The following is a 15,720-nucleotide window of genomic DNA, read 5'->3' as shown; positions in this document are numbered from 1 at the left end:
GTTAAATACTCTCTTTCAACGCTTTTGCTGCTTTAAATACAGGCTTGTTAGCGCCTTCAATGTCTATTGCCTCTCCCGTTTGTGGGTTGCGTCCTGTGCGTGCGGGATAATAACTTAACGCAAACGTGCCAAAGCCATTTACTTGCACTTGATCACCTTCTGATAATGATTTAGTGATGGCTGCAAGCATGCTTGATAACGCCGCTTGAGAATCTTTTTTAGTTAATTCACTGTGTGCAGACATTGCACTAATCAGTTGTGCTTTATTCATAAAATGCTCCTAAAAATACCGCTTACTCAGTCACTGTTCAGCAGATTTTGGTAATGATTGAATACAAAGGCACGCAGGCTAAGGGTTAGTAACTACTAAGTCAACCTTGTAAACAACACAATAAGTTGGTACAACCTCTGCAACTATTTTTGGTTTTAAATTTTTGGGCATTCTATGCATGCAATAATTGAGTTTATTCCGCTAATTTTATTTTTTGCGGTATTCAAGTTAGTTGATATTTACTGGGCAACGGCATTATTAATGGGCACCACTTTTCTGCAGGTCGCTTATTCTTATTTTAAAATAGGCAAAGTACCTACACGCCAATGGTTATTTTTTGCCATTGCAGTGATTTTAGGCACTCTTACACTGGTGTTTCATGATGAACAATTTGTAAAGTGGAAAGCCACAATCATCTACGCTGTGCTCTCATTAAGCTTATTGATCAGTCGCTACTTTCTTGGTAAAAATTTAGTTAAACAAGCACTCAGTGCCATTTTAAATAATGCATCAGACTCTGAGCAAGAAATTACCGTACCTGAGTCGCTTTGGGATAAACTCAACATATTGTGGATAGCGATCACAGCGGGAATATCAGCGTTAAATATCTATATCGCTTATAACTTTTCTCTCGATTTTTGGGTTAACTTTAAAGTGTTTGGCTTAATGGGGATCACATTTATCAGTCTTTTTGCCACTATCATCATGTTGTATAAATATTTACCCGATGAAGATGAGGCCAAAGTAGACAATAAAAAGCGCTCTTAATGTCATAAATATGTCGTCTTAGCTTGTTAGCCTAGTATACAAAATCACGCTGAGACGACCTTGAACGCCAATCAATACCGCTGGTTTGAATTTACCTTTATATTTGTATGCCTTCCTTTGCTGGGTTTTTACCTTCGTGCCTACCTTGCTAATTGGCTGATCCCCGCGTTAATCGTGTTAATGAGTGTCTGCGGTATGTTGCTGCTAGGCGATCCCCACTTTAAACGCTTTAGACTTACCAGCCTTGGTCAATTTTCCGCAGTGAAACGCCGACTGTTTAGTTTCTTTTTTATCGGCGCACTGTTTTCAGGGGTTTTTTACGGGATCATTAATCAAGGTAACTGGTTTATGCTGCCTCGAAACTCATTTAATGACTGGTTAATGTTACTCGCGTTCTATCCGTTATTGTCAGTCATGCCGCAAGAGTTGATATTTCGAACCTATTTTTTTCATCGTTATAAACGCATCATGCCAAAAAAAACGGTGCGCATAATTGTTAGCGCCACAGTATTTGCTTTAGCACATATTGTTTATGCTAATTGGGTAGCAGTACTACTGGCATTTATAGGCGGGTTATTATTTGCATTTACCTATGCTCAAAGCCGCTCCACGTTTGTCTGTGTTATCGAACATAGCTTATGGGGACTGTGGATGTTTACATTAGGAATAGGTCAGTACTTAGATTCGGCAACAATCCCTTAACTGAAAAAGCCGTGCTAATGATGCTTAACACGGCTTAATTATGGGAAGCTCAATTAATTGTATTTATTAAAAACCGAAAATGCTCATAGCAAAAAACTTAGTCGCTACGGTATTAATAAATATAACTACTAAAATTACCGGAATAAAGGTTGATAGCGAAAAATTAACGTATTTTTCAGTAAAGCTACCTGCATAGCCTGGACAACCTTGGCTTAGCTCTTCACTTAAACGTACTTTTTTCCAGCGATACATCACGAATAAACACACCATTAAACCATTCAATGGCAAGATAGTGTCGTAAAATACATCATACACAATATCAAATAAGCTTTTAGACGCTCCGCCATAGTTAGTAAATGAAGTTAACCCTTCAACCATACCAAACGACATAGTACATAACACTGTCAGTACACCGATGCTACCAGTTAATATCAGTAACGCCATTTTACGACTTATGCCTTTACGGTCACTTAGCGTAGCTGTTGGCACCTCAACGATGGATACCAACGAGGTAATTGCAGCAAAAAATACCAGCAAGAAAAACACAAACGCAACAATTGATGCACCGACATAGCCAATATCAGTTTGTAGCGCGAGTAAAATCTTTGGTAAGAACTCAAAAATCATCGACACAGATGAGTCAGACAATTTAGTAGGATCAGTATCTGGGTTAAAGCTAAAGATAGCTGGTAGCACCATAAGACCGGCAATAAACGCCACCAGTGAGTCAGTCAGTGCAACCATTTTAGCACTGCCAACAATGTCATCCTTTTTCGAGATATATGAAGCGTAAGTCATCAATATACCCATACCCAACGACAATGAGAAAAACGCTTGCGCTAATGCACCGTTCAAGACACTGGCATTCATCTTAGAAAAATCAGGGATAATATAGTACTTAACGCCAGCAATAGCATTGTCTAGTGTCAGTACATACGCCACTAATGCGATTAGCAATACAAACAATGCGGGCATTAAAAACTTAGCTGCTTTTTCAATCCCTTGCTTAACACCACCGACTAAAATCAAATTAACAATTAATGCCACGGCAGCCATATACGCAAACACGCTGGAACTATTAATAAACACCCCAAAGCTTTTTGGATCAGCCAACACATCTAAGTTACCAACCGCAACTTGGCTTAAATAACCAAAAATCCATACCGTGATAACCATATAAAACACAGCAATCATAAACGGGGTTAATACTGCTAAAAAGCCAGCAAAACTCCACTTAGTATCATTACCAGATAATAACTTGTAAGAGCCTAGTGGATCTTTTTGTGCTTGGCGTCCCATTGCCATCTCTGCCATCATTACCGGCAAACAAATAAACACAACAAATAGCGCGTAAACGAGCAAAAAAGCACCACCACCATTTTTTGTTGCTGAGACTGGAAAACCAACCAAGTTACCAATACCGACCGCAGAGCCAGCAGCTGCTAATATAAATCCGAGGCGGGAGCTAAAATGCTCACGAGTATCGCTCATTTAAAAACCTTATTATTATTTTGTACCATTCAAGCGACTCTACCAGTGTTGTGCTGGGCTTTTCAAGCAGATTCCGCTTAAAAATATAATGATACTGTAAACCTTAGAGGTTGTTGTTCTTTTAAGATTAAAATTTGTTCAAGCTAACAGTGATTAAATCGCAGCATCAATTTACAGCCTCGAAAGTTAACTAAAAACAGCGTAAAGCTTTCGCGCTTTAATAGCGCTCTAAACTAATCGTAATTTATTCGCCTATTAATTTTGCTGTGCTAATATCAGCATAATTCCAATAATATTGAAATCCAGAGAACACACCATGTTGTATATGATTTACTCAACTGATGTTGAAAATAGCTTAGAATTAAGAAAAGCCGCCCGCCCTGCTCATTTAGCACGCTTGCAAGAATTAGACGAGCAAGGCCGATTACTGACAGCAGGTCCATTACCTGCCATTGATAGCGCCGAGCCAGCTGACGCTGGTTTTACTGGCTCTTTAGTGATTGCAGAATTTAGCTCATTAGAAGCCGCTCGCGAATGGGCTGCAGCAGATCCTTACGTAAACGGTGGCGTATATGAAAACTCACAAGTTAAACCGTTTAAAAAAGTTTTTCCTGGCTAAGTAAAACCAACAACCAAACTGGATTACACTGTTTAAATGAACCAGAATTTAATACAAAGGCTATAAGACTTAGAGCCAAATCACCACAATTCAGTGTTTGTTCACCGGATGTTAATTAAACTCTGTTGCATTGAATCATCAGATTTAGTGATTTTTCACTTGAATTATAGCTACTTGGTTCATTAAACTATTCAGGTCTGGTTTAGGAGTTTCTCATCATGCGTACTGTGTTAGCTCTCAGCGTCGCCATCACTGTGCTATTTTCGAGTGTTTTTTCGACTAGTAGCCAAGCTGCATCTCAAGTCAATAAAGCTGAGATCAATAAAAAACAAGCTGTTGAGCTTGCTAAAAAAGTCGAAGATGGTAAAACTCTTAAAATTACCGTACTTAACGATATTTATACTGTAAGAATATTAAAATCGGACGGCCATGTCGTCGACGTTCATGTCAATAAAAAGACCGGCGAAGTGAAGAAGGATTAAGAAATGCGAATTTTAGTAATTGAAGATGATTTACACTTAGCAGACAATCTGCGTAATGCATTAGAAAAAGAACGTTATAGTGTCGATCTCTGTCATGATGGCGAAGCTGGTTTATTTCACATCACAGAATATCCTCTTGATATGGCGGTAGTTGATTTAGGCTTACCAAAAATCGATGGTATTGAACTGATCAATAAAGCCCGTGCACAAGGGGTCACCATTCCAATCCTGATTTTAACAGCACGTGACCGTTGGCAAGATAAAGTTGAAGGACTTGATGCTGGTGCTGATGACTATTTAACTAAACCATTTCATGTTGAAGAGTTAATAGCGCGTTGTAATGCGTTGATCCGTCGTAGCGCAGGTAAAGCAAATCCTGAAATGACTGCTGGGCCTATTAAAATTCATACCCGCTCACAACAAGTGTGGGTTGATGACCGAGAGCTAAGTCTCACCGCATACGAATACAAAGTGCTTGAGTATTTAATGGTTAATCCACAAAAAGTAATTTCTAAATCTGAGCTTACAGAGCACATATATGATCAAGACTTTGATTTAGATTCAAATGTAATCGAAGTATTCGTACTGCGCTTACGTAAAAAGCTTGACCCTGATGGTACTTTAAATCCAGTAGAAACACTACGCGGACGCGGTTACAGGCTTAAAAGTCAGTGGTAGCATCGCAAATACCGTTAAAAGTAAGGCAAGGATTTATCCTTGTCTTTGTTTTATTAGTCGCTTTACCTATCCTATTCTTCTCTATTGGTAAGGCGTACTACGCTTCATTAGTCGAAGCCACCGAAAAAACCCTCGAAGCCCATTTATATTCTTTAATTTCAGAAGTCGATTTTACTGAGCGCGGCATTATCATGCCCAGCACTATTTTAGCTCCTGAATTGAATCGTTTAAATTCTGATACTTATGCGATGATCTATCGTGAAGAGCAGCCTGTATGGCACTCTGAGTCGGCGGTAAATGTTAACTTTGTGCCTGACGAACTAGAGACCAAAGCAGGCGCTGCTGATTTTCGTCGTGTGGAATATAAAAATACCGTGTATTGGCAACTTAGTCTCACCGTCATTTTAAATAACATTGACCAGTCAGAGCATGCCCGCTTTATTTTATTAAAACGCAATGATGCTCTACTGCGGTTAATGGATGGTTTTAAACAAACCCTTGTAAACTGGATGTACGTCATGGGTGTAGCCATCGCAGCATTAATGGCTGTGGGCTTTGTCTGGAGCGCGCGACCATTGCAACGCTTGGATAAAGAAATAAAAGCCATTGAGTCGGGTGATATTCAAGAAATTAAAGGACTTTATCCTGTTGAGCTGCAAACTATAAAAGCCGATTTAAATTTATTACTCGAAACTCAGCAACGCCAAAAAGAGCGCTATCGTGCGTCTTTAAGTGACTTAGCTCACGCACTTAAAACGCCACTGGCAGTATTAAAATCGAGCCCGCTTGCCAACGATGCCGATGCCCAAGAGCAGCTTGACCGTATAAACGTGATGATCGAACACCAATTAAAACGTGCTGCAACAGGTGCATCTGATACTTGGAAAAAACAAACAGCCATTAAGCCGGTGCTCGATTCAATCCTCAATGCAATGAGTAAAGTTTACCGCGATAAAGATATTATTTTTACCCATGCGGTTAAAGACAAAGATTACTTTTTAGGTGACAAAACTGATTTACTCGAACTACTCGGTAACTTAATTGATAACGCCTGTAAAGCTTGTCGTTCACAAGTCGATATCCAAGTCATTCAAAAACGCAATCTCACCATCGCTATTAGTGATGATGGGCCCGGTGTGCCGATTGATAAACGCGAATCCTTACTTACTCGAGGTACCCGCTTGGACACCTACGAAAGCGGACATGGTGTCGGTATGGCGATTGTGTCAGATTTAGTAAAGTCGTATCACGGTACCCTGACTATTTTAGATGCTGATACCTTAGGCGGCGCGAAATTTATTTTAGAGTTTAACTATAATGATAAAAAATAGTCGGTTAACAACAATCTCAGCACTACTTTTAGCACTGAGTACAACAACGTTTGCAGCAGAAGAGCAATGTACTGTCGTTGAGCAAGCAACACCTGATGAAGCTAAAAAATATATTCAATGTTTAGATAAACAAATAGAAAGCTTAACCCGCATTCAACAAACCTGGATAAATAAAATCACTTTAGATTTAAATAAGATCCAAGAAGATAGCGGTAACACTCAGTTACTACCAATCTTTAAACGTAGCATTATTAGTCATGATAAATACGTGGAAGACAGCTGCAAATGGCGTTATTTACACAAAGTACCTAACGCCACCCAAGCTGCTATTGTATATAAACGCTGTGAATTGCGTATGTTAGAGCAGCACATCACTGTATTAAAACAACCTATCTAACCACCACTGTGGCTATTTAGACGGTGACTCGATTTCTTCACCATTACCCAAAAGAGTCGCTAACCAACGTCCTTCATCACTAGTTTCTAGGGCAATTTTAACAATCATCGTCAGTGGCACCGATAATAACATACCTACAGTGCCAATCAGCCAGCCCCAAAAGATCAGTGATAAAAATACCACTAAAGTCGACAACCCTAAACCTTTGCCCATGTACTTTGGTTCGACTATATTACCCATCACGGTATTAATAGTTAAATAACCTGCACCTACGATCCCTGCTACCAAGGGTCCTTGTGTGATCAAAGCTAATAAAACAGCTGGGATAGCGGCAATAATAGAGCCAATATTAGGGATGTAATTAAACATAAATGCCATTACTCCCCATAACACGAAGTAGTCAACATTTAAGATCCACAGTAGTAGCCCGGCTAATACACCAGTACCAACACTCACCACTGTTTTGATCGCTAAATAAGAATTAATAGAATTTAAAAAACGGTCTATTTGCTGCATTTTCATATCAGGATCGTCTAATGCCATATGAATTTTATGACTAAGCATAGGCCCTTCAAAAAGCATAAATACCACAGTTAAAATAATTAAGAACAAATTTGCCATCACGCCACCTAAGCCAGTCAGCATACCGGTGGCAACATCAATCATTTTTCCCGGGTCGAACATTGATATAACTTGCTCTTTATTGAGCAAAATATTGTACTTGGCAGCAACATCAACCAACCAAATAAACTCATCCTGTAACTTACTTTTATATTCAGGTAAATGCTGTGAAAAGTCAGTCAATGATTGCCCGACTAAGCTGGCAAGGCTAACCCCTAAGCCAACCACCATCAACATCACTAGCATGATCGCGATGCCTTTAGGTATTTTGTACCGACCAAAAAAACTTAATAAAGGACTACAAATAATGGCAATAAATGCTGCAAGTACAAACGGAATGACAATTACACTTGCTGCTTTAATACCGGCTAAAGCAACCACCAACGCTGCAAAGATAACTAAACTTTTGTTTACCCCAGTTAAACTAGCCAAACTACAATCCTTTAAAATATAAACTGCAGCTAGTGTATGTGAAAAGTCTGTAGAATGAAATATTTGCAAAGTGATCAAAGCAGCCTACCCTACGTATAACCAATAAATAATTACTAAAAGAGTTTTATATTGCTATGCATATCTTAATAACCGGCGCAACAGGCCTGATCGGTCGTCATTTGTGCCCTGAGCTGAACAAAGACCATCAATTGACAGTGCTCACCCGCAATCCTGCAAATGCGACAAAACTGTTAGGTGAGAATATTCATGCGACTGACTCCCTTGAAGAGGTTGATTTTAATAATCTCGATTGCATTATTAATTTAGCAGGTGAACCCATCGTAAATAAACGCTGGAGCGACAAACAAAAACAAATACTGCGAGACAGCCGTATTTCGCTCACTCAACAAATTAGCGCTGCAATTAACCAATGCGATACACCGCCGCATACTTTTATATCAGGCAGTGCGGTCGGATTTTACGGTCGCCAATCCACCAGTGTAATTGACGAAAGCTTTGTTGATGTGACCCCTGAATTTAGTCATCAACTATGCCATGATTGGGAACAAGCCGCCCTGCAAGCAGAATCAGTCAATACTCGAGTATGTTTATTACGTACCGGTATCGTTTTAGCTAACAATGGTGGTGCATTAGCCAAAATGTTACCACCATTTAAATTAGCACTAGGTGGTCCTATTGCTGATGGCCAGCAAGGCATGTCATGGATACATATCGAGGATATGATTAATTTAATTATACATATTATCAATAACGTGCAACTCAGCGGCGCAATTAATATGACCGCTCCAACACCTGTATCAAATAGCGAATTTAGTCAAAGTTTAGGTAAGGTATTAAATCGACCAGCAAAAATAACTATGCCAGCATGGGTACTAAAATTAGTAATGGGTGAAATGGCAGATTTGCTGCTTTACGGACAATATGTACAACCAACTAAAGCACTTGATAGCAACTATTGCTTTCGTTATAAAAAATTAGACAGTGCACTTACAAACCTATTACAATAAATGCAGCAATTTAATACTACCTTGCTATTTAAATACTAATACATAATAATTATAACAACAGTGACTAAAGCAGCTCGATTAAACAAGGCAGATTCATAATGCTACATTTACCTACTGTGATGAGCATATCATTACTTTTGAATGTCCTGATCGGCGGCTTTTTTTTTACCGTTTATAATTATAAAAAACAACCCTGTTATTTATACTTAGGCGGGTCGTGTATGGTATTTGTGGCCGCGCAAATTTTAGCATGCCTGCGAATAGTGCTTGATAGCCCTTTTATTACGCACTATCTGGCTGATATGTGCATCATAATTAGTCCTATACTCGCGCTTATTGGTTTGCAGAAAGTAACTAACCTCACTAAAAATACTAACCGGCACTTTTTAACCTTAGTGATTGTCAGTGCAATTGTGTTACTACCAATCTATGCTATTACAGCAGGCCAATTGGTGACAAGTATTGTTATTGCAACACTCTTTATTTACGGCGCATGTTTAGTTCATAAGATGAAATGCGTAGCACCAATGCAACAAAAAATCTTGTCCGGCTGTTTTATTAGCCATTGTTTGATCATGTATATACAAGCATTTATGTTAGTAGCTCCTTTGGTTAGTAATTCTGCAACTAATTATAGTCTTTGGCTACAAATAATTTTAGTAAGCCATGTCATTCTAGCGACTGCTACAGCTTTGGTATTGCCGTTTTTATTATTTGTAAATATTGAAGAAAACCTTCAGCGACTAGTCAATCACGATGTGCTCACCCGCCTCTTAAATCGACGTGGTTTTTTTATGCAAGGTGAAAAACTCCTCAAACAAGGCGTTGCATATCAGCAATCATTTTCGGTAGTTATGATCGATATTGATTACTTCAAAAGTGTTAATGATAAATATGGTCACAGCACAGGTGATACCGCTATTAAATGGATCGCGCAACATATCATGGCACAGCTAAATGATAACGATATTGCTGCGCGAATTGGTGGTGAAGAGTTTGCTTTATTACTCCCTGATCAATCTCTTAATCAAGCTCAGGTAACTGCTCAAAAACTCTGTGATGCAATTAGAGGGCATAGCTTACGTTTTAAAGGAAACACTATTAATTTATCAGTAAGTGTGGGAATTAGCAGTAGTTATGATGCCAATGCTTCAATTAAAACATTGTTAGATCAAGCCGATAAACGCTTATATATCGCTAAAGCAAAAGGGAGAGATCAAGTGGTTATTAGTGATCAACAAACCGACCATGTTGCCAACGGTGTTATGTAACCGAACTGAATTATAATTTTTTAAGCACTGAGTCCACTGAATATAACCACTGATTAAACTTAGCCTGGTGTCTTTGTCATATACAAACAATTAGCAAGTGGTATTGGCTCTGGGTAATCAGCAAGCACAAAGCCAAGTTTTTTATACGCTTTAATCGCACTTTTGTTATGAGCTAATACAAATAAAGAACATGTTTGCGTAGCTAAAGTTAATTGACCTAGTTCACTGAGCTGCGTAATTAGTGTTGCTACAATGCCACCGCCACGATACTCAGGGTTAACCACTAACCTACCTAGATGACAACGACCAATACGTAAATAAAACTGACCAAAAGCCATTAGCGTATTATCATCAGCAAGCAATACAAATGAGTTTATTTCATCAAGTTTTAAACCCTTTTTGAAAGAATTAAAATCGTACGGGTATCTAAAATTAGGCCCAGCCCATGCATGAACTTCTTCATCATTTAAAAACCATGACATGATTTCTTTTATGTGGGTATTTCTGACGTGAGTTAACAACATAACGACTCTTACTTAATCGCGGGAAGTACGATATATTCCATGTTAATTGATAACAAACAATACGTTATAAATATACCAACCGCAATTAGATAATAACAATAAGGTACTTTTTGCTTATGCTAATTGCTACTCCATCATTCAATTAGCCTCCCGTTTAAGTTCAGTTGTTTTCATATTTATGGGCATAAAAACCATGCGAACACTCATTTACCTAATAAAGTTACAAAGATGAAAATAAAAAATAATTGACCGATAATTATATATAAAACAATAAAAACCACATCCAAATAAACAAATTTAATACATTTTAGCTGCAATAAATTAAACACAGTTGTTGACGCAACATAAAAATTACACTAGCCTTTCTGGAAGCGCTTCCACAGAAATCAATACAAGCCACTATGGAAGCGCTTCCACACACAGTGATACCGCCGCATTTTTGTGGCGAGTAAATAATAATGATAACAGTACGAGGGAAGTCTAATGTCCAAGCATATTTTAATGAAAACAAAGTTAGCCACCAGCTTATCTTTGATTTTAGGTGCCGCAACCACTATGTCTACGTTTGCCGCCGAGGTTGAACAACAAAGTGAATTAGAAGTGATTCAAGTCACCGGTTTTAAAGGCAGTATCAAAGAATCAACTCAGCTTAAGCGTTACTCTTCTGGGGTTGTTGATGCCATTTCTGCAGAAGACATTGGTAAATTTCCAGACACTAATTTAGCTGAATCGCTGCAACGCATTACCGGTGTTTCAATTGATCGCAGCAATGGTGAAGGTTCTAAAGTGACGGTGCGTGGTTTTGGTCCAGATTATAATATGGTGACATTAAACGGACGTACAATGCCTGCGGCCTCTCTTCCTGCTGGCGGTGGTGCTCCAAACTCTCGAGCTTATGATTTTGCTAATCTTGCCTCAGAAAGTGTGAAATCAGTGGAAGTATATAAAACAGGTAAAGCAAGCATCGCATCTGGTGGCATTGGTGCAACCATTAATATCAATACTGCTCGTCCGCTTGATAACCCTGGTCTAGTTGCCAATATTGGTGTTAAAGCACAGCACGATACAACTAACCGTGTCGGCGATGACGTTACTCCAGAAATTTCAGGGATCTTTAGCTGGACAGATGAAGATGCTAAATTTGGTGCTTCACTCACAGCAAGTATGCAACAGCGTGATAGTTCAGCAACCGGGGCATTTGTTGGCGAATGGCGCACCACAGAATATGATGGCACCATCCCTCAAGCGGCAGATGACATTGTATTAGAAAATGCTCCTGCGATGGGCCAGTATTATTCAATGCCATCAGACTTACGCTACACCATTGCAGATCGTGAGCGAACTCGTACTAATGCTCAATTAACATTGCAGTACAGCCCAATTGACTCATTTACCGCAACACTTGATTATACTTACTCACAGCAAGAGTTATTTGAAGCCCGTGCAGAGCAATCAATTTGGATGGATAACTATAAAACCCATTTAACATTTGATGACAATGCTGTTAAAACACCGATTTATTACCGTGAAGAACGCCGCGACTTATCCACTCGCGACTTAGGCTTAGCATTACAAGAGCAAAATCAAGTAAACGAAAATAATTCAATCGGTTTAAACCTTCAATACTACTTTAGTGATCAACTGAACTTTACGTTTGATGCCCACAGCTCAAAAGCCACCAGCAAACCCGATGCGCCTTATGGTAGTTGGATAAATGCAGGCTTAGGTGCCAATGTCGTGGCCGCACAACAAGTTGACTTTAGCCGTGACTTACCCTCTATGGTAATAGATTTCGATGACTGTAGTCGCACAAATCTAAACTGCTCAGGAGCGCTTGATCAAGCTGATGTAGGTAGCTCAATTTTAGATGCAAACTTTGCAAGTCAAGAATCAACCGTTGATGAATTTCGACTACACGGTAGTTATCTCATAGACAACGGCAGTATCGACTTTGGTATTGAGTCACGCTCAATGGAAAGTCACTCTTTACAATCGCTAACACGTAATACAATGGGTAACTGGGGCATTGAAAACCCTGGTGAACTACCCGATGGCTATTTAGATCCAACTAATTTTTTAGCCGAATTTGATGATTACGATACCAGTGGTTCATTTGATCAAGGCTTTACCGGTAGTGCTTCACAAATTGGTTACTGGGCGGCAGATCAATACGGGTTCAATTTTGCGGCTGATGGCGCGTTTGCAACAAATCGCACTATTGAAGAAGATATTCAAGCGGCATTTGTACAATATAATTACAGTAACGAAATCAATGGCATGGTATTTAACCTTGTGATTGGTGCGCGCTACGAAACAACCGATATTACCTCAACTGCTAATATTGATTTACCTGATGCAGTTGCATGGGAAGGTAACAACGACTTTAATGTGCGTTACGGCACCAATAAAGATGACTATTCCTTGAGCTCAAGCTATAACCATTTTTTACCTAGCTTAGATTTTAACATTAACGTTATTGAGGATGTGACTCTTCGCGCCTCTTACAGTACCACTATTGCCCGCCCTACTTACGACAATTTAAGTTCTGCGGCAACAGTAGGTGTACCTACCGGCCCTTCGATCATTCCAGGCACCACTAATGCACCAGCAGCAACTGGTAACCCTAGCCTTGTCCCACTTGAATCGAATAATTTTGATGTATCTGCTGAGTGGTACTTCACTGATCTAAGTTATGTGTCGATTGGTTACTTTAATAAAAAAGTAGATAATTTTATTGGTCTATCACCAATGACTCAAAACTACTACGGCTTACGCGATGCATCTGCGGGTCCAAGAGCACAAGCAGCCAAAGCAGAGCTTGAGGCACAAGGTCTTGCGTTTACTGATTCAAATTTATTCCAAATGGTCGCTGCAATGGAAAATGGTGTAGCATTTGACTCGATGAGCTATGAAGAATTTGAAGCCGCTTACGACGTTCTACCAAACAGTGATGACCCACTGATGGACTTTACGGCACAAGTACCAACCAACAGTAAAGATGCCAAAATTGATGGTTATGAATTTGCCGTACAACACTTCTTTGGCGACACGGGTTTTGGCTTACAAGCTAACTACACCATAGTAAATGGTGATATTGATTATAATGTAGCCGCTGATCCAACCGTCACACAATTTGCCCTTGTTGGCTTAAGCGACACAGCTAACTTTATAGCCATGTACGAAAACGATAAGTTTCAGGCGCGTATCGCCTATAACTGGCGTGATAAATTCTTAAACAGTGCTGCCCGTTACGTTAACGAGCCGGGCTTTACAGAAGAGTATTACCAAATTGATTTTAATATTGCTTACAACTACAGTGAACAAATGTCGTTCTTTGTCGAAGGGCTTAACATTACTGAACAAAATATGCGCCAACATGGCCGGTATGAAGCACAGTTATGGAATTTAGAACAAAATGGTGCACGCTATAATATTGGTATGCGTTATAACTTCTAAGCAAGGGTTATTGACTCATTAACGCCATGAGTATTAAGCCGCTAGTTGTTAGCGGCTTTTTGCGTTGCAGGTTAATAGCAATTTTATTAAAACAACAGAGCACACAATGAATAATAAAATACAACACATTGTGGTATTAGGTGGTGGCGCAGCAGGTTGGCTAAGTGCAGGGCTATTAGCCGCTGAACACCCTAAAAAAAAGATTACCTTAATAGAGTCTGCAAACATTGCTATTTCAGGTGTAGGCGAAGGCACTTGGCCGTCTATGCGCAATACGCTCAAGCGAATTGGTATCGAAGAAATAGATTTTATACGTCACTGCGATGCTTCATTTAAGCAAGGTTCAAAATTCATAAACTGGCGTAACATAAATATAGGCGAAAACTACTATCATCCGTTTATGACTCCCGAAGGCTATTTAGAAACCGATTTACACGCTTACTGGCAACATCATGCAAGCACTCAAAAATATGCCGACGCCGTTAATATGCAAAGTTTTGTTTGCCAAGCAGCACTTGCACCTAAGCAGTTACACACACCAGAATACGCGGCGGTCACTAATTACGGCTATCATCTTGATGCCGGTAAGTTTGCCACATTTTTAAAACACCACTGCGTAAAAAAACTCAATGTGCATCATATTATTGATGACGTCATCGAAGTAAAAAATGACCATGACGATTATATTCAATCACTCACCACCATAAAGCACGGTGACATAGACGGCGACTTATTCATTGATTGTACCGGTGCTCGGGCGCGTTTGATTGGTGAGCACTATGGCGCAACGCTTATCACACAAGAGCATATTCTTTTTAATAATAGCGCTATCGCTGCACATCTCCCTTATAACGATAATCAACAAGAGATCGCCTCAGCCACTTTATCAACGGCGCAGCCACATGGTTGGATCTGGGATATTGGTCTACCGAGTCGTCGTGGTATTGGTTATACCTATAGCGATAAATACTGCGATGAACAAACCGCTGTGAACACCTTAAAAAGCTATGCCGCGCTATCTGTTGGTGAACAAGTCGCCGAGCAAATACAGACTCGCAAGCTGAGTTTTATTCCTGGTTACCGCACTCAGTTTTGGGTAAAAAACTGTGTTGCTGTTGGTATGTCGCAAGGTTTTATAGAGCCACTTGAAGCATCAGCACTGGCGATGGTGGAGCTTTCAATCAGCATGTTAAGTGAACAAATGCCGCAAAACCGTACTCATATGGACTTGCTGGCTAAGCGATTTAATCAGCGCTTTAGTTATCGCTGGCAGCGAGTAATCGACTTTTTAAAGTTACATTACATATTAAGTGAACGTGATGATAGTCAATACTGGCGTGATATAAAAAAACCATCGAGCATTCCTACTCGTTTGAATGAATTGCTGGCACTTTGGCAATATCAACCACCAAGCAGGTTTGATTTAATTGAAAACGAAGAGGTATTCCCCTCTGCCAGCTATCAATATTTATTGTATGGAATGGGCTTTCACACGCAAAATACAACAGCAGAAAATACCTTTAATAACTCTAAAGCTGGGCAGTATTTTTATCAGCAAAACCGTGAAAAAATTGCCAAATACTTACAAGGGTTACCAACAAATCGCGCATTATTACATCAACTTTTAAACAATAAGGCTTAACCTGACA

The 15,720-nt window shown here is 39.5% G+C and carries 15 protein-coding genes; 11 read left to right on the top strand and 4 right to left on the bottom strand.

Annotation, left to right across the window (positions count from 1 at the left end; all coding sequences use genetic code 11):
- Position 1: 1 nt before the first annotated feature.
- Entirely contained in the window at positions 2-271 is a 270-nt protein-coding gene (locus PSR9079_RS07575) for an HU family DNA-binding protein (RefSeq protein ID WP_149980998.1), read from the bottom strand.
- 174 nt (positions 272-445) lie between these two features.
- On the opposite strand from PSR9079_RS07575, the gene PSR9079_RS07570 reads away from it, so the two are divergent.
- Positions 446-1,039: an inner membrane-spanning protein YciB gene (locus tag PSR9079_RS07570; RefSeq protein ID WP_149980997.1), complete on the top strand. Its 594-nt coding sequence runs from the start codon at positions 446-448 to the stop codon at positions 1,037-1,039.
- Between the two features lie 60 nt (positions 1,040-1,099).
- Positions 1,100-1,741, top strand: a complete 642-nt coding sequence (locus PSR9079_RS07565) for a CPBP family intramembrane glutamic endopeptidase (RefSeq protein ID WP_149980996.1) — start codon at positions 1,100-1,102, stop codon at positions 1,739-1,741.
- Between the two features lie 66 nt (positions 1,742-1,807).
- Here PSR9079_RS07565 and PSR9079_RS07560 read toward each other — a convergent pair whose 3' ends face one another.
- The gene (locus tag PSR9079_RS07560) at positions 1,808-3,232 is read right to left on the bottom strand and encodes a sodium-dependent transporter (RefSeq protein WP_149980995.1); all 1,425 of its coding nucleotides are present in this window, start codon (positions 3,230-3,232) and stop codon (positions 1,808-1,810) included.
- Positions 3,233-3,548: 316 nt separating this feature from the next.
- On the opposite strand from PSR9079_RS07560, the gene PSR9079_RS07555 reads away from it, so the two are divergent.
- The 5 genes from PSR9079_RS07555 (at position 3,549) to PSR9079_RS07535 (ending at position 6,739) form a co-directional block, all read left to right on the top strand.
- Positions 3,549-3,851 (top strand): YciI family protein, encoded by a 303-nt coding sequence (locus PSR9079_RS07555; protein ID WP_145233632.1) that lies wholly within the window; start codon positions 3,549-3,551, stop codon positions 3,849-3,851.
- 218 nt (positions 3,852-4,069) lie between these two features.
- Positions 4,070-4,333, top strand: coding sequence for a PepSY domain-containing protein (locus tag PSR9079_RS07550; protein WP_145233630.1), 264 nt, complete (start codon positions 4,070-4,072; stop codon positions 4,331-4,333).
- Positions 4,334-4,336: 3 nt separating this feature from the next.
- The gene (locus PSR9079_RS07545; RefSeq protein ID WP_058558569.1) at positions 4,337-5,011 is read left to right on the top strand and encodes a response regulator transcription factor; all 675 of its coding nucleotides are present in this window, start codon (positions 4,337-4,339) and stop codon (positions 5,009-5,011) included.
- Positions 5,005-6,342 carry an ATP-binding protein gene (locus tag PSR9079_RS07540; protein WP_149980994.1) on the top strand — a complete coding sequence of 446 codons (1,338 nt, stop codon included), beginning with the start codon at positions 5,005-5,007 and terminating at the stop codon, positions 6,340-6,342. The genes PSR9079_RS07545 and PSR9079_RS07540 overlap by 7 nt, the downstream gene beginning before the upstream one ends.
- The gene (locus tag PSR9079_RS07535; protein WP_149980993.1) at positions 6,329-6,739 is read left to right on the top strand and encodes a hypothetical protein; all 411 of its coding nucleotides are present in this window, start codon (positions 6,329-6,331) and stop codon (positions 6,737-6,739) included. The genes PSR9079_RS07540 and PSR9079_RS07535 overlap by 14 nt, the downstream gene beginning before the upstream one ends.
- Positions 6,740-6,751: 12 nt before the next feature.
- Here PSR9079_RS07535 and PSR9079_RS07530 read toward each other — a convergent pair whose 3' ends face one another.
- Entirely contained in the window at positions 6,752-7,792 is a 1,041-nt protein-coding gene (locus tag PSR9079_RS07530; RefSeq protein WP_149980992.1) for an AI-2E family transporter, read from the bottom strand.
- Positions 7,793-7,926: 134 nt separating this feature from the next.
- Between PSR9079_RS07530 and PSR9079_RS07525 the strand changes: the two genes are divergently transcribed.
- Positions 7,927-8,820 carry a TIGR01777 family oxidoreductase gene (locus PSR9079_RS07525; protein WP_149980991.1) on the top strand — a complete coding sequence of 298 codons (894 nt, stop codon included), beginning with the start codon at positions 7,927-7,929 and terminating at the stop codon, positions 8,818-8,820.
- 221 nt (positions 8,821-9,041) lie between these two features.
- On the top strand, positions 9,042-10,091 hold the full coding sequence (locus tag PSR9079_RS07520; protein ID WP_179959154.1) for a GGDEF domain-containing protein: 1,050 nt from the start codon (positions 9,042-9,044) through the stop codon (positions 10,089-10,091).
- A 59-nt stretch (positions 10,092-10,150) separates the two neighbouring features.
- Here PSR9079_RS07520 and PSR9079_RS07515 read toward each other — a convergent pair whose 3' ends face one another.
- Entirely contained in the window at positions 10,151-10,615 is a 465-nt protein-coding gene (locus PSR9079_RS07515) for a GNAT family N-acetyltransferase (protein WP_246175505.1), read from the bottom strand.
- Positions 10,616-11,098: 483 nt separating this feature from the next.
- Between PSR9079_RS07515 and PSR9079_RS07510 the strand changes: the two genes are divergently transcribed.
- On the top strand, positions 11,099-14,071 hold the full coding sequence (locus PSR9079_RS07510) for a TonB-dependent receptor (RefSeq protein ID WP_149980989.1): 2,973 nt from the start codon (positions 11,099-11,101) through the stop codon (positions 14,069-14,071).
- A 106-nt stretch (positions 14,072-14,177) separates the two neighbouring features.
- Positions 14,178-15,713, top strand: a complete 1,536-nt coding sequence (locus tag PSR9079_RS07505) for a tryptophan halogenase family protein (protein ID WP_149980988.1) — start codon at positions 14,178-14,180, stop codon at positions 15,711-15,713.
- Positions 15,714-15,720 lie beyond the last annotated feature (7 nt).

Origin of the sequence: Pseudoalteromonas rhizosphaerae (assembly GCF_902498845.1) — a bacterium.
Classification (GTDB): domain Bacteria; phylum Pseudomonadota; class Gammaproteobacteria; order Enterobacterales; family Alteromonadaceae; genus Pseudoalteromonas; species Pseudoalteromonas rhizosphaerae.
The sequence above is the reverse complement of the archived record's forward strand: the minus strand, read 5'-3'. Positions and strand labels throughout refer to the sequence as shown.

What these genes read in the sequence shown, in the direction of transcription:
- PSR9079_RS07575 (WP_149980998.1), bottom strand. Translation starts at nt 271, where the DNA reads ATGAATAAAGCACAACTGATTAGTGCAATGTCTGCACACAGTGAATTA.
- PSR9079_RS07570 (WP_149980997.1), top strand. Translation starts at nt 446, where the DNA reads ATGCATGCAATAATTGAGTTTATTCCGCTAATTTTATTTTTTGCGGTA.
- PSR9079_RS07560 (WP_149980995.1), bottom strand. Translation starts at nt 3,232, where the DNA reads ATGAGCGATACTCGTGAGCATTTTAGCTCCCGCCTCGGATTTATATTA.
- PSR9079_RS07555 (WP_145233632.1), top strand. Translation starts at nt 3,549, where the DNA reads ATGTTGTATATGATTTACTCAACTGATGTTGAAAATAGCTTAGAATTA.
- PSR9079_RS07550 (WP_145233630.1), top strand. Translation starts at nt 4,070, where the DNA reads ATGCGTACTGTGTTAGCTCTCAGCGTCGCCATCACTGTGCTATTTTCG.
- PSR9079_RS07545 (WP_058558569.1), top strand. Translation starts at nt 4,337, where the DNA reads ATGCGAATTTTAGTAATTGAAGATGATTTACACTTAGCAGACAATCTG.
- PSR9079_RS07535 (WP_149980993.1), top strand. Translation starts at nt 6,329, where the DNA reads ATGATAAAAAATAGTCGGTTAACAACAATCTCAGCACTACTTTTAGCA.
- PSR9079_RS07525 (WP_149980991.1), top strand. Translation starts at nt 7,927, where the DNA reads ATGCATATCTTAATAACCGGCGCAACAGGCCTGATCGGTCGTCATTTG.
- PSR9079_RS07520 (WP_179959154.1), top strand. Translation starts at nt 9,042, where the DNA reads ATGGTATTTGTGGCCGCGCAAATTTTAGCATGCCTGCGAATAGTGCTT.
- PSR9079_RS07515 (WP_246175505.1), bottom strand. Translation starts at nt 10,615, where the DNA reads ATGTTGTTAACTCACGTCAGAAATACCCACATAAAAGAAATCATGTCA.
- PSR9079_RS07510 (WP_149980989.1), top strand. Translation starts at nt 11,099, where the DNA reads ATGTCCAAGCATATTTTAATGAAAACAAAGTTAGCCACCAGCTTATCT.
- PSR9079_RS07505 (WP_149980988.1), top strand. Translation starts at nt 14,178, where the DNA reads ATGAATAATAAAATACAACACATTGTGGTATTAGGTGGTGGCGCAGCA.